The sequence below is a fragment of the Nocardioides jensenii JCM 1364 = NBRC 14755 genome (assembly GCF_001552535.1).
GTDB classification, from domain to species: Bacteria; Actinomycetota; Actinomycetes; order Propionibacteriales; family Nocardioidaceae; genus Nocardioides; species Nocardioides jensenii.
Map to the genome: position 1 here is coordinate 1 of NZ_BCRJ01000148.1, position 13065 is coordinate 13065.

At 69.4% G+C, this 13065-nt stretch carries 13 protein-coding genes; 7 read left to right on the forward strand and 6 right to left on the reverse strand.

The window, feature by feature from the left end; translation table 11 throughout:
* Positions 1-94 precede the first annotated feature (94 nt).
* The 3 genes from NJ4_RS24155 to NJ4_RS24165 form a co-directional block, all read right to left on the reverse strand.
* Positions 95-1042 (reverse strand): sigma-70 family RNA polymerase sigma factor, encoded by a 948-nt coding sequence (locus NJ4_RS24155; protein WP_067441790.1) that lies wholly within the window; start codon positions 1040-1042, stop codon positions 95-97.
* A 171-nt stretch (positions 1043-1213) separates the two neighbouring features.
* A complete protein-coding gene (locus NJ4_RS24160; protein ID WP_067441793.1) occupies positions 1214-3373 on the reverse strand; it encodes a S9 family peptidase in 2160 nt (719 codons plus the stop codon).
* 49 nt (positions 3374-3422) lie between these two features.
* The gene (locus NJ4_RS24165; protein ID WP_067441796.1) at positions 3423-4727 is read right to left on the reverse strand and encodes a DNA polymerase IV; all 1305 of its coding nucleotides are present in this window, start codon (positions 4725-4727) and stop codon (positions 3423-3425) included.
* A gap of 134 nt (positions 4728-4861) precedes the next feature.
* Here NJ4_RS24165 and NJ4_RS24170 point away from each other — a divergent pair, with 134 nt between their 5' ends.
* Positions 4862-5848 (forward strand): DUF4192 domain-containing protein, encoded by a 987-nt coding sequence (locus tag NJ4_RS24170; protein ID WP_067441799.1) that lies wholly within the window; start codon positions 4862-4864, stop codon positions 5846-5848.
* Between the two features lie 41 nt (positions 5849-5889).
* Positions 5890-7359 carry a glutamate-cysteine ligase family protein gene (locus tag NJ4_RS24175; protein WP_067441801.1) on the forward strand — a complete coding sequence of 490 codons (1470 nt, stop codon included), beginning with the start codon at positions 5890-5892 and terminating at the stop codon, positions 7357-7359.
* A 36-nt stretch (positions 7360-7395) separates the two neighbouring features.
* Here the strand turns inward: NJ4_RS24175 and NJ4_RS25845 are convergent, their stop codons facing one another.
* Entirely contained in the window at positions 7396-7809 is a 414-nt protein-coding gene (locus NJ4_RS25845) for a hypothetical protein (protein WP_067441804.1), read from the reverse strand.
* Between the two features lie 71 nt (positions 7810-7880).
* Between NJ4_RS25845 and NJ4_RS24185 the strand changes: the two genes are divergently transcribed.
* From NJ4_RS24185 to NJ4_RS24205, 5 genes are all read left to right on the forward strand, one after another.
* Positions 7881-8444: an HhH-GPD-type base excision DNA repair protein gene (locus NJ4_RS24185; protein WP_067441807.1), complete on the forward strand. Its 564-nt coding sequence runs from the start codon at positions 7881-7883 to the stop codon at positions 8442-8444.
* A 119-nt stretch (positions 8445-8563) separates the two neighbouring features.
* On the forward strand, positions 8564-10081 hold the full coding sequence (locus NJ4_RS24190) for an RNA polymerase sigma factor (protein WP_082749113.1): 1518 nt from the start codon (positions 8564-8566) through the stop codon (positions 10079-10081).
* Positions 10082-10228: 147 nt separating this feature from the next.
* Positions 10229-10678, forward strand: coding sequence for an SRPBCC domain-containing protein (locus NJ4_RS24195; RefSeq protein WP_067441811.1), 450 nt, complete (start codon positions 10229-10231; stop codon positions 10676-10678).
* Entirely contained in the window at positions 10675-10986 is a 312-nt protein-coding gene (locus NJ4_RS24200; protein ID WP_067441814.1) for an ArsR/SmtB family transcription factor, read from the forward strand. The genes NJ4_RS24195 and NJ4_RS24200 overlap by 4 nt, the downstream gene beginning before the upstream one ends.
* Positions 10987-11094: 108 nt before the next feature.
* Entirely contained in the window at positions 11095-11652 is a 558-nt protein-coding gene (locus NJ4_RS24205) for a hypothetical protein (protein WP_067441818.1), read from the forward strand.
* A 48-nt stretch (positions 11653-11700) separates the two neighbouring features.
* Here NJ4_RS24205 and NJ4_RS24210 read toward each other — a convergent pair whose 3' ends face one another.
* Both NJ4_RS24210 and NJ4_RS24215 read right to left on the reverse strand, forming a co-directional pair.
* Positions 11701-12549, reverse strand: coding sequence for a DMT family transporter (locus NJ4_RS24210; RefSeq protein WP_067441822.1), 849 nt, complete (start codon positions 12547-12549; stop codon positions 11701-11703).
* The coding region (locus tag NJ4_RS24215; protein ID WP_245644696.1) for a DUF456 domain-containing protein at positions 12546-13065 on the reverse strand (520 nt) is incomplete at its 5' end. The genes NJ4_RS24215 and NJ4_RS24210, both read right to left, overlap by 4 nt.

Sequence of the window (13065 nt, forward strand, 5' to 3'; positions counted from 1 at the left end):
CGCCTGTGAAACTGCCCGTTTGGCGCGAAACTTCACGTCATCTGGGCAGAATCACAGGCGAGCCTGTGAACCTGCCCGGCTGACCGGGGGCTCATCACGCAGCCAGGTCCGGGTCGGCGAACGTGCGCAGCTTCTGCAGCGCCTCGCGCTCGAGCTGGCGCACCCGCTCGGCGGAGATGCCGTGCTTGGCGCCGATGTCGGCGAGCTTGTGCTGGCGACCGTCGACCAGGCCGTAGCGCGACCGGATGATGTCGGCGGCCCGCTCGTCGAGCTGACCGACCAGACGGTTCAGGCGGTCGCGGCTCTCGGTGTCGAGCACCTCGAGATCGGGGCTGGGGGTGGTCTGCTGAGCCATCAGGTCGCCCAGCGAGGTGTCGCCGTCCTCGTCCACGGGGGTGTCGAGACTGACATGGTCACGGCCCCAACGCATCAGGTCGATGACCCGATCGACGTCCATGCCGAGCTCGAGGGCGATCTCGTGGGGCTCCGGGTCGCGGCCGAGCTGGCGCTCGAGGGTGCGGCGGGCGCTGCCCACCTGGTTCAGCTCCTCGACCACGTGCACCGGCAGACGTACGACGCGAGCCTGCTGGGCGATGCCACGCGTGATCGCCTGGCGCACCCACCAGGTGGCGTAGGTGGAGAACTTGTAGCCCTTGGCGTAGTCGAACTTCTCGACCGCGCGGATCAGGCCGGTGTTGCCCTCCTGGATCAGGTCGAGCATCGGCATCTGCGCCCGGCCGTACTTGCGGGCGATCGAGACCACGAGCCGCAGGTTGGCGTTGATGAACGTCTGGACGGCCCGGCGACCCTCCTCGGCGAGCCACTCGAGCTCCTCCTGGTTGGCGGTCTTCGGTGCGCCACCCTTGCGGCGCCCGATCCGGCCCTCGGCCAGAAGATGCTCGGCCATCAGGCCGGCTTCGATGGTCTTGGAGAGTTCCACCTCGGTGGCTGCGTCCAGCAGCGGGTTGCGGGCGATCTCATCAAGGTAGAGCCCGACGCTGTCGCGACCCTCGATCTCGCGCGTTGCGGTCCTGCTGGCCATGTGAACCCCTCCTTGGTAGGTGGGGCCGCTGGGAGACCGCCCCACACACATCTGTTCCAACAAACCTCGACCGGGGGAGATTCCCGCCGGAGCGGACCGTTCGTGGTTACACATGGATAGACGTGTGGCGAGTTCCGAAAGTTGCCGTCCGTCCCACTTCTCAGGGACTTCTCAGGGGATCTCAGGTGACTCCGCCGAGGCCCCGGTACCCGCCTGGGCAAGATTCATCCGGTCCAGGATCCAGGCCAGTGAGAACGCCCGGTCGCTCCACGACTTGTAGCGCCCCGAGACACCACCGTGGCCGGCCGACATCTCGGTGCGCAGCAGGAAGTCGCGGCGCCCGGTCGCGGTGGCGCGCAGGCGGGCCACCCACTTGGCCGCCTCCACGTAGAGCACCCGGGTGTCGTTGAGGGACGTCTCGGCCAGGATCGGCGGATAGTCGACCGCTGCCACGTTGTCGTACGGCGAGTAGCCGCGCATGTAGTCGTAGACCGCCGGGTCGGCCTCCGGGTTGCCCCACTCCTCGTACTCCACGACGGTCAACGGGAGCGACGAGTCGAGCATCGAGGTGAGCGCGTCCACGAACGGCACCTGCGCCACCAGTCCGGCGAAGAGCTCGGGGGCCTGGTTGGCCACGGCCCCGATCAGCAGGCCACCGGCGCTGCCGCCCTCGGCCACGAGGCGGTCCGGGCTGGTCCAGCCCTCGTCGATCAGGTGCCGGGCACAGGCGATGAAGTCCGAGAACGTGTTCTGCTTGTGCATCAGCTTGCCGTCGTCGTACCAGTGCCGGCCCATCTCCCCGCCGCCACGCACGTGGGCGATCGCGAAGCCGGCCCCGCGGTCGAGCATCGAGAGCCGGGCGATCGAGAAGTAGGGGTCGATCGACGTCTCGTAGGCGCCGTACCCGTAGAGCAGGACCGGCACCGAGCCGTCGCGTGGCGCACCGGCCGGCACGACCAGCGAGATCGGCACGCGTACGCCGTCCGCGGCCGTGGCCCACACCCGGTGCTCCTCGTAGTGCGCAGCGTCGTAGCCGCCGAGCACCGGCGCCTGCTTGAGCAGGGTCAGCTCACGGGTCCGGACATCGTAGTTGTGGACGGCGGCGGGTTTGGCCATCGTCGTGTAGCCGAGGCGTACGACGGGCTGGTCGAACTCCGGGTTGCCTCCGGACCCGATCGTGTGGACGGCGTCCTCGAAGCCCACCTGGTAGTCGTCGGAGACGCCGGACTGATCGAGCTCCAGGATGCGCAGCTGGGTGAGCCCCTCGCTGCGCTGGTGAACGACGAGGTGGCCGGCGAAGGCGTCGACGTCCTCGATGCGGATCCCCGTGTCGTGGGCGATCAACGGCTCCCAGCCGGCCTTGGGTGTCGGGGTGACCGGGGCGATGCCGAGCTCGAAGTTGGGGCCGTTGCCGTTGTGCAGCACCAAGAACACGTCGCGGCCGCCGATGATCGCGTGTTCCAGTCCGTAGTCGACGCCGTCCTCGCGTTCGGCGTACACCTCGAAGGTGGCATCGGGGACGGTGGTGTCGAGCACCCGGAACTCGGCGGTGGTCTTGGCCCCGGAGGCGATCATCAGGAACCGGTCGGTGCGGGTGCGCCCGATGCCGACCCAGAAGCGGGCATCGGTCTCGTGGAAGACGAGTTCGTCGTCGGCCTGCTCGGTGCCGAGGGTGTGCTTCCAGATCTTGTCGGCGCGCCAGCTCTCGTCGACGGTCGTGTAGAAGAACGCGGTGCCGTCGGGGTGCCAGGTGGCGCCGCCGAGCGCGCCGGTGATCTCGTCAGCGAGCAGCTCGCGGGTGGCCAGGTCCAGCACCCGGACCGTGTAACGCTCGTCGCCGACCACGTCGACGGCGTAGGCGAGCAGCTTCTCGTCGTTGGTGACCGAGGAGCCGCCGAGGGAGAAGAACTCGTGCCCCGCGGCCAGTTCGTTGAGGTCGAGCAGGACCTCCTCGCCGGGCAGGGCCGGCTGGTCGGCGGTGGCGTGCTCGGCCGGTCGTGGCGGGGTCCAGTCGTCGGGATCGGAGATGACGATCCGGCACGAGGCGCCGTACTCCTTGCCCTCGAAGGAGCGGGAGTAGTACCAGTGGCCACGCATGCGCGTGGGCACCGACAGGTCGGTCTCGAGGGTGCGGGCCTTGATCTCGTCGAAGATCGACTGACGCAGGTCGGCCAGGTGCGCGGTGCGGTCTTCGGTCCACGCGTTCTCGGCCTCGAGGTGCGCGATCACCTCGGGGTTGTCCTTCTCCCGGAGCCACTCGTAGTCGTCGACGAGGAGGTGACCGTGCAGGGTGCGTTCGGAGGGGACGCGGGCAGCGACAGGCGGTTGCATGCCCCGGACTCTAGTTCCGCGGACCTGAGGACGCGGCGGTCGGTGCGGCTCACTCCTGCTCGGGGACGAACCTCGCCAGCGCCGGGTCGTCGACCTTGAAGCTGCGCACCGGCCCCGGACCGGTCTCGGCCGTCTCGAACCTGACCGTCACGACGTCCTTGCCCGATCCCCAGACCCAGCCCGCGCCGAGGTCGTCGTGGATCACGTCCAGACCGGGAGGCCAGGTGCGATGGCGTGCCGTCGGCACCTCGGGCACCGGCTCCGGGTCCTCCTCCTCCGGATCGGGTCCGAAGAGGTCGTCCTGCACCCAGTCGGCCAACCCGGAGACACCGACCCCGAGCAGGCGCACCCCGCCGGAGACATCGAGGTCGGCCAGCAGCGAGCGCGCCACCCGCCCCACGACCTGGGCACTGTCGGTGGGGGAGCCCAGGGTGCTCGAGCGGCTGAGGGTGGTGAAGTCGTGCAACCGCACCTTGATCGAGACTGTCCGCCCGGACATGCCGTCCTTGCGGAGCCGGGCGGCGACGTTGGCCGCCTGTCGGGTCAGCAGCCCGTCCATCAGCCTTTTGTCCGTGAGGTCGTCCTCGTAGGTGCCCTCCTCGCTGACCGACTTGGTCTCTCGGGCCGGCTCCACCGAGCGATCGTCGATGGCGCGGGCCAGGCGCCACAGGCTGGCCCCGTGGGCCTTGCCGACCAGTCGGACGAGCTCCTCCTCGCTGACCCGTTCGAGCTCGGCGACGGTGTGCACGCCCGCGCGACGCAGCCGTTCGGCGGTGGCCGGGCCGACGCCGGGGATCACCGTCACACCCATCGGCCGGAGCAGGTCCTGCTCCGTTCCGGGCGGTACGACGACCAGGCCGTCCGGCTTGTCGAGGTCGCTGGCCACCTTGGCGATGAACTTCGAGGTGCCGAGTCCCACGCTCGCGGTCAGGCCCCCGGAGACCTCGTGCACCCGTTGCCGCAGCCGTTCGGCGAACGCGGTCACCTCCGGGACGTCGTACGACGTGAGTGCGCTGGCGGTGAGGTCGACGAAGGCCTCGTCGATCGAGAGTGGCTCGACCAGGGGAGACGTCTCGCGCAGCACCGCCATGATCTTCGCGCTGGTGGCCCGGTAGGCGTGGAAGCGGCCGGACAGGTAGGCCGCGTGCGGGCACTTCGCTCGCGCCTCGCGGGTCGACATCGCCGACCGCACCCCGAACGCCCGGGCCTCGTAGGAGGCGGCGGCCACCACGCCCCTGCCACCGGTGCCGCCGACCACGACGGGCTTGCCCCGCAGCGAGGGCTTGTCGCGTTGTTCGACGGAGGCGAAGAAGGCGTCGAGGTCGATGTGCAGCATCGACGCCTGGGTCCTCACAACTCCACCTCCATGACGGGAAACTTATCGTTCGTGGGCCACCAACCGTGCACATGCAGGGTGCTGTCGGGGTGTTCCACAGGCCACCCTCCGAAGCCCCGAGGGCGTCCCCGGGTCGGCGCAGCCTTGACCGCATGAAATCACCCACCGTCCCGACCACCCTGACCGCACGCGCCCCCGAGGACCTCCTCGCGATGGTGCCCTACGTGCTCGGGTTCCGCCCCGAGCAGTCCATGGTGATGCTCACCTTCGGCGCCGACCAGCCCACGTTCCACGCCCGCGTGGACCTCCCCACCGACCTCGACGAGATCGCTGACATGGTCGAGTGCCTGCTCGATCCGGTCCGACGCCACCGGGTGCCCCGGGCCGTGCTGATCGCCTACGGCGGCGACGTGTTCACCTGTCGGGCGGCCTTGGAGGCCCTGGCCGAGGCGCTGATCGACGACGGCGTCGACGTCGTCGAGATGTTGCGTGTCCACGACGGCCGATGGTTCCCGATGCTGGGCGGCGCGCACGACGAGCTGCGTGACGGGGTGGTGTACGACGCCCGCAGCCATCCGTTCGCCGCGCAGGCCGTGCTCGACGGCAAGGTGACCCTCTCCTCGCGTGAGGAGCTGGCCGACACCCTGGTCGGCAGCGATCCGGCTGCCGTGGAGGCCGTCGAGGACGCCGTGCTCCGGTCTGCCCGACGGGTTGCCGACCGGGTCCCGGCCGCGGAGGCTCGGTGGCTGCAGGAGGTGGTGGTCACCCACATCGACGAAGGCACCACCTTCACCGCCGCCCAGGCGGGACGACTCCTGGTCGCCTGTGAGGACCGCGCCCTGCGTGACGTGGTGTGGGGCCTGATGAGCCGCGAGACCGCCGAGCGACACGTCGACCTCTGGCGTGACCTCGTGCGGCGAACGCCCGACGAGCTCCAGCTCGTGCCGGCGGCTCTGCTGGCCTTCGCGGCCTGGCTCTCCGGCAGCGGGGCACTGGCCTGGTGCGCACTGGACAGGGCCGCCCTGATCGACCCCGACTATCCGATGGTGCGGCTGCTCGGCCAAGCACTCGAGCAGGCCCTGCCGCCGTCGTCGTGGGAGCCGGTCACCGGGCTTCCGGAGCTCCTTGACGGCGCCTGAACGACCTGTGCGGCACCGCCGGCAGGCACTACGCTGCCGGAATGGGCGAAGAAGTGGCGGCACAGGAGTTCTCCCGGGCTGATCGAACCCGTCACCGCGAGAAGGTGCGAGCCTGCCTCGATGTGTTCGCCCGGATGCTGCGCGAGGCCCGCTTCGACACCGATGACCCGATGACCGGTCTCGAGATCGAGCTGAACCTCGTCGACGAGGCCGGAGACCCGTCCTTGAAGAACGCGGAAGTGCTCGCCAACATCGCCGACGCCGACTTCCAGACCGAGCTGGGGCAGTTCAACGTCGAGATCAACGTGCCTCCACGTCACCTGCGTGACGGCGGACTGACCGCGTACGAGGAGAATCTGCGGGTCAGCCTCAACGATGCCGAGTCGAAGGCTGCGGCCGTCGGGGCGCACATGGTGATGATCGGCGTCCTGCCCACGTTGTCCGAGGGGCACATGAGCCCGTCGTCGCTGAGCAGCAACCCTCGCTACCAGCTGCTCAGCGACCAGATCCTCGCCGCCCGCGGCGAGGACATCGTGATCGACATCCACGGGGTGGAGCGGCTCAGGGCGACGGCCGACTCGATCGTCCCCGAGGCGGCCTGCACGAGCACGCAGGTGCACGTGCAGACCACGCCCGACGAGTTCGCTGCCTATTGGAACGCATCCCAGGCGATCGCTGCGATGCAGCTCGCGGTCGGCGCCAACTCGCCGTACCTCCTCGGCAAAGAGCTGTGGCGCGAGACCAGGATCCCGTTGTTCGAGCAGGCCACCGACACACGCAGCGAGGAGCTGAAGGCCCAGGGGGTGCGGCCCCGCGTCTGGTTCGGCGAAAGGTGGGTGACCTCCGTCTTCGACCTCTTCGAGGAGAACGTCCGCTACTTCCCGGCCCTGCTTCCGGTCACCGAGGACGAAGATCCTCTGGCCGTGCTGGAGGCCGGCGGCGTCCCCGAGCTGACCGAGCTGCGGCTGCACAACGGCACCGTCTACCGATGGAACCGTCCGGTCTACGACATCGCCGGGGGAGTGCCGCACCTGCGCGTCGAGAATCGCGTGCTGGCGGCTGGACCGACGGTCGTGGACACGATGGCCAATGCCGCCTTCTACTTCGGGCTGGTCCGGAGCCTGGCCCACGCCGAGCGTCCCCTGTGGTCACAGATGTCGTTCAGTGCTGCCGAGGAGAACTTCCACGTCGCGGCGCGCCAGGGCATCGAGGCGCAGGTCTACTGGCCCGGTGTCGGTCAGGTCCCGGCGGCCGAGCTGGTGCTGCGCCGTCTGCTGCCGCTGGCCCATGAGGGGCTGGCCGACTGGGGCGCCTCGACGGAGGAGGCGGACCGCCTGCTCGGCATCATCGAGCAGCGCTGTCTGCTGGGCACCAACGGTGCGGAGTGGTTCGCCCGGCGTTGTCGGCGTCACGGTGGGTCGATGGACCGCGCCGACGCGTTGCGCCACACGCTGGTCGACTATCGCGAGCTGATGCACAGCAACGAGCCGGTTCACGCCTGGGAGGACTGAGCTGGCATCACCGGGACCCCGGGTCGGCTCCGCTGCTCACCCGGAGCGCACGCGCAACCGGGTCCACGTTGCGCGGTCGTCGCCCAGTGGCTCGTACCAGCCGGTCTTGGTCACCACGACGATGCACCGTGGGGCCAGGCGGGCCTCGGACATCGCACGTGCGGCCACCGGCGCCCAGGCCAGGTCGAGGTCGTGCGGGGCCGGGACCCCCATCCGGCTCAGCCACACCACGGGTTGCTCGTGCTCGAGTCGCGCCCGGCTGACCAGGGCCGCGAGGATCTCCGCCCGCAGCCCGACGTCGGGCGCGGGTCTCTCATCGAGGCTCCACTCCAGGCTCGCGCCGTCGAAGCCCCCGACGTGCAGCACCGGCGCGAAGACCCGGCGGCGGGTCTGCTGTCGGAACCGGTGCACGAGCAGGCGCAACTCGGCTCGGGTGTCGGTGTCGACCATGGACCCACCCTGCCCCACCCCGTGCTCCGCTGCCGGCGTCCTCCACAGCCAGGCGGTGGCAAGATGGGGGCATGGCGATCAACATCACCGGCGACCCGGCTGCAGACAAGGTCCTGACCGACGACCCCTTCGCGCTCCTGACCGGCATGCTCCTCGACCAGCAGTATCCGATGGAGCATGCCTTCAGAGGCCCGGCGAAGGTGCTCGACCGGTTCGGCAACCTCGAGCCGGAGAAGATCGCGAGTGCCGACCCGCAGGAGTTCGCCGAGATGTGTGCGACGACGCCGGCCGTGCACCGGTTCCCGGGGTCGATGGCCGGCCGCATCCAGGCGCTGGCCGCGCTCGTCGTCGAGAAGTACGACGGCCGCACCGACCGGCTCTGGGTCGAGGCGACGACCGGCAAGGAGCTGCTCAAGCGGGTGCAGGAGCTTCCCGGGTTCGGCAAGCAGAAGGCGCAGATCTTCGTGGCGTTGTTGGCCAAGCAGCTCGACGTACGACCCGAGGGCTGGGAGGCGGCGGCAGGCGACTATGCGCTGCCCGGGCGCCGCTCGGTCGCCGACGTCGTCGATGAGCAGAGCCTCGCCGAGGTGCGCGACTACAAGAAGCAGAAGAAGGCCGCCGCGAAAGCGGTGTGAGTCTGCCGATGCCACTGTCGGAGGGCCGAGGCTTGGAATGCTGGGACTCCGTGGCAGAATACGAGAGCGGCTCTTGACGTTACCGGGCTTTGCCGCGCCCCAATTGCTGTTTCCGAGAGGTGTTCGTGTCTTCGAGCTCGCGCAAGTTGCTCCCCGCTGAGGTTTTGGCTCACCCCGAGATCGTCGGCCTGCTGGAGCAGGCAGCCCCCACTGGGACCCTCACTCCGGAGGTGGTCCGACGAGCCAGTGAGGCGGCCGCGATCGAGCCGCGTCACCTTCGAGCCCTGCTGGTGCACCTGAGCGCCGAGGGCATCACCGTCGCCGTCAACGTCGACGATCACGCCAAGGCCGTCGCAGCCAGCGCGCCGCGCAAGGCCACCGCCACCTCCAAGACCGCGGCCAAGAAGGCTCCGGCCAAGCAGGCGCCGGCGAAGAAGGCCGCGGCCACGGTGGACGACGCGACGAGTACGGCCCAGAAGGCGCCGGCCAAGAAGGCCGCCCCGAAGAAGGCCACGGCCGCAGCGACCGAGGTCGTCGAGGTCGAGGTTCCCGCCGCCGCGCCGGTGATCGGCCCCGACGGCAAGAAGATCCTCCCCGACGTGCCCGACGAGCAGTTCGAGAAGGACGTCAAGGCCGACCCGACCATCAAGGAGGACGAGAAGCAGGCCTTCACGATCTCCGCGGCCGATGACACCGACGAGCCCGAGCAGCAGGTCATGGTCGCCGGCGCCACCGCCGACCCGGTCAAGGACTACCTGAAGCAGATCGGCAAGGTCCCGCTGCTCAACGCCGAGATGGAGGTCGAGCTCGCCAAGCGGATCGAGGCCGGCCTGTTCTCCGAGGAGAAGCTGGCCAAGGGCGGCAAGATCAAGCCCAAGGACCTCGAAGAGCTCGAGTGGATCTCCGACGACGGTCGTCGCGCCAAGAACCACCTGCTCGAGGCCAACCTGCGTCTGGTGGTGTCGTTGGCCAAGCGCTACACCGGGCGCGGCATGCTCTTCCTCGACCTGATCCAGGAGGGCAACCTCGGCCTGATCCGTGCGGTCGAGAAGTTCGACTACACCAAGGGCTACAAGTTCTCGACCTACGCCACGTGGTGGATCCGTCAGGCGATCACCCGGGCCATGGCCGACCAGGCCCGCACCATCCGCATCCCCGTGCACATGGTCGAGGTCATCAACAAGCTGGCTCGCGTCCAGCGGCAGATGCTCCAGGACCTGGGCCGCGAGCCCACCCCGGAGGAGCTGGCCAAGGAGCTCGACATGACCCCGGAGAAGGTCATCGAGGTCCAGAAGTACGGCCGCGAGCCGATCTCGCTGCACACCCCCCTCGGCGAGGACGGGGACTCCGAGTTCGGTGACCTCATCGAGGACTCCGAGGCGATCGTCCCGGCCGACGCGGTCAGCTTCACGCTGCTCCAGGAGCAGCTGCACGCCGTGCTCGACACGCTCTCCGAGCGCGAGGCAGGCGTGGTCTCGATGCGCTTCGGTCTCACCGACGGCCAGCCCAAGACCCTCGACGAGATCGGCAAGGTCTACGGCGTGACCCGTGAGCGGATCCGCCAGATCGAGTCGAAGACGATGTCGAAGCTGCGCCACCCCAGCCGGTCCCAGGTGCTGCGCGACTACCTCGACTGATCGGTCACAGCACAACAGCCCCCGTCGTACGACGGGGGCTGTCGTCATTTCCGGACAATCACCTGAATGCAACTGAAGGGTTGCATGTGTGGCGGCGACATGCAATCATCGAGTTGCACATGAACTCGCGACCCGAAGGAGAAGGCCATGACCCAGACCGACCAGGAGCTCGACCGCATCGAGCGCAGCATCGACATCGACGCCACCGCCGAGAAGGTGTGGAGCCTGATCGAACGCCCCGGCTGGTGGATCAACGAAGGGGAGATCGAGTCCGATCGTGAGGTCCGCCGCGAGGGCGAGGCCGACGTCGTGGTTCACCCGAAGTACGGGGAGTTCCGACTCCTCACCTTGGCCTCGGAGCCGCCCCGCCACCTCGCCGTCACATGGCTCGACGGTGATGCCGACGCGGGGACCCGCGTGGAGTTCACCGTCGCTGACCGGGCCGAGGGAGGCGTCACGCTCACCGTGGTCGAGTCCGGGTTCGCCGATCTGGGCAAGCCGCGCTCCGACGTGATCAAGCACGTCGAGGAGAACACCTCCGGCTGGGAGGCCGAGCTCGACCTGGCCCGTCGCCACGTGACCGGGGCGAACGCGTGAGCCAGGCGCTGGCGCCGGTGTTCGCGGCGCTCGGTGACGACACCCGGTGGGCGCTGTTGGCCAGACTGGGCGAGGCACCCGCGTCCGCGTCGGCGCTCGCCCGGGAGTTCCCGATCTCGCGGCAGGCGATCGTCAAGCACCTCGACGTGCTGCGCGCCGCCGGGCTGGTCGATTCCGAGCAGCACGGTCGGGAGCTGGTGCACCGCGCGCTCGGCGGGCGGTTGAGCGACGTGGCCCGAGAGCTCGAGCGCGTCGGTCAGGTGTGGGAGGCCCGGCTGGCCCGGATCAAGAGGCTGGCCGAGGGCTGATTCTCGATTGGCCCTGCGAACCTTTCGGTGATGCGATGCATCTGACGGAGTGGAAGGGCCTCCTCCTCCGTGACAGGGGCCAGTGCCACACACCGAAGGAGCACCATCATGACCAGGTTCACGAACCGCCTCGCGGGACTTCTCGCAACCACAGCGCTGGCGACGGTCGCCTTGATGCCCACACCCGCGGCCAACGCCGAGTCGACCGCGGTCAACGACGGTGCCGACGCCACGGCGTCGCTCAGTGACATCCATCGCGTCACCGCAAATCACGCGGTCTCCCGCCTTGGTGTGATCGTCACCTTCGACGACCTGCGTCGGCACAACACCGGTGGCTCGTCCGGCGCGACGATCTATCTGGACACCAAGCCGGCGCGCACGGGTCCCGAGTTCGCCCTGTTCACCGGCCTGGAGGACGGCACCGACTACCAGCTGATGCGCATGCGCAACTGGCGTCCGTTCGGTGAGCCGAAGGCCTGCGACCACACGGTCGGACTCAACTACACGGCCGACACGGCCCGCTTCAGTGTCGCGCGCTCCTGCATCGGACTGCCGGCCAAGGTGCGGGTGGGGGTGCGGATGGTCGACCACCACGACGGATCACACGTGATCACCGACTGGATGACCGGCCCCCGCCGCTACACCTCGTGGCTGGCCCGTGGCTGACTCGCCTGACGTGCCTGCCGGTCGCTGCCCTCGGGGTCGGGCGGCCGGTCAGGATGCGCCCGCGACCAGCGCCACAGCCAGCACGCACAGGGCGAGTCCGCAGCCCTGGCTCCGGTGGATCCGCTCGCGCAACACCGTGGCGGCGAGCACGATGGTGAACGCCGGGTAGAGCGAGGCGAGGATGGCGGCCACGGTGAGGTCGCCGTGATGCGTGGCCAGCAGGAAGGCGATCGTCGCGGCCGCGCCGAGCACGCCGCTGGCGGCACCGACGAGGGCGACCGGCTCTCGGGGGATCCAGGGTCGCCCCACCGCGGTCGCCACGACCACGATCATCGCGCTGGCCACGAGCTGGTTGACGGTCAGCGGGAGCAGGCCGGCCCGGTCGGGGATCTGGGCCAGTGCTGCGAACAAGGAACCGAACCCCAGGCCGGCCAGCGCTCCGTCGAGAACGGCGCTGACCTGGCGTTCGGCGGGCTGAACGCCCATCTTCTCCACCGGCTCCCGGGCCACCAACCAGATCCCGGGCAGCGCTGCGACGATCCCGATCCAGACCAGCACGGGCGGACGCTCGCCCGTGGCCAGCCCGACGACGACCGGGACGACGGCCGCCCCGACGCCGGAGATCGGCGCCACCACGCCCATCCGGCCGCCGGACAGCCCTCGGTAGAGGAACGCGGTCCCGAACCCGTTGCCGATGCCGCCCAGGGCTCCCCAGAGAAGGTGCGCGGTGGTCGGCTCGCCGCCCAGCAGTAGTCCGAGACCCAGGGTCAGCACGCCCCCGGTCACGGAGGCGACGAAGGCCACGGCCCAGGGCGACGTACGCCGTGAGGTCAGTCCACCGACGAAGTCGGACAGTCCGTAGCTGATCGCCCCGAGCAGGGCGAGCAGGCTGGTCACGTGAGGATCACGCCGACTCCGAACGCCACGGCGGCGATCAGCCCTGCGACCAGCTCGATCAGGATGGACAGGCCGACTGCCTTGAGAGCGGTGACCGTCGTACGCCGTGCCTCGTCGTGCCCGACTCGCCGCACCTCGGCGGCGTACACCCCGAGCACGAAGCCCACCACGAGGCCGACCACGGGGATCACGAAGAAGCCGACGATGCCTGCGGCGGCGCCGATGAACAGGGTCGAGTTGGGGACTCCGGCGCGCTTCATGTGCTTGCCCGGCAGGGCGAACTTCACCACGGTCCCGGCCGCGAGGGCGGTGGTCGCAACTGCGAAGACCACCCAGCCGGTCGGCTCCCCGACGTTGAGGGCCCAGAACAGCAGTGCCGCCAGGATCAAGAGCGTGCCCGGGAGGACGGTGATCAGGATCCCGACCAGGCCGATGGCGATCGCGAGAGCGGTGAAGAGGTCGACGAGGGTCACGGCGCAACTTTCCCACAGGTACGACGAACGGCCCCGACCGTGT

Coding starts and splice junctions, on each gene's coding strand:
- NJ4_RS24160 (WP_067441793.1), bottom strand. CDS start 3,373: ATGCAACCGCCTGTCGCTGCCCGCGTCCCCTCCGAACGCACCCTGCAC.
- NJ4_RS24205 (WP_067441818.1), top strand. CDS start 11,095: ATGACCAGGTTCACGAACCGCCTCGCGGGACTTCTCGCAACCACAGCG.
- NJ4_RS25845 (WP_067441804.1), bottom strand. CDS start 7,809: ATGGTCGACACCGACACCCGAGCCGAGTTGCGCCTGCTCGTGCACCGG.
- NJ4_RS24195 (WP_067441811.1), top strand. CDS start 10,229: ATGACCCAGACCGACCAGGAGCTCGACCGCATCGAGCGCAGCATCGAC.
- NJ4_RS24155 (WP_067441790.1), bottom strand. CDS start 1,042: ATGGCCAGCAGGACCGCAACGCGCGAGATCGAGGGTCGCGACAGCGTC.
- NJ4_RS24175 (WP_067441801.1), top strand. CDS start 5,890: ATGGGCGAAGAAGTGGCGGCACAGGAGTTCTCCCGGGCTGATCGAACC.
- NJ4_RS24185 (WP_067441807.1), top strand. CDS start 7,881: ATGGCGATCAACATCACCGGCGACCCGGCTGCAGACAAGGTCCTGACC.
- NJ4_RS24170 (WP_067441799.1), top strand. CDS start 4,862: ATGAAATCACCCACCGTCCCGACCACCCTGACCGCACGCGCCCCCGAG.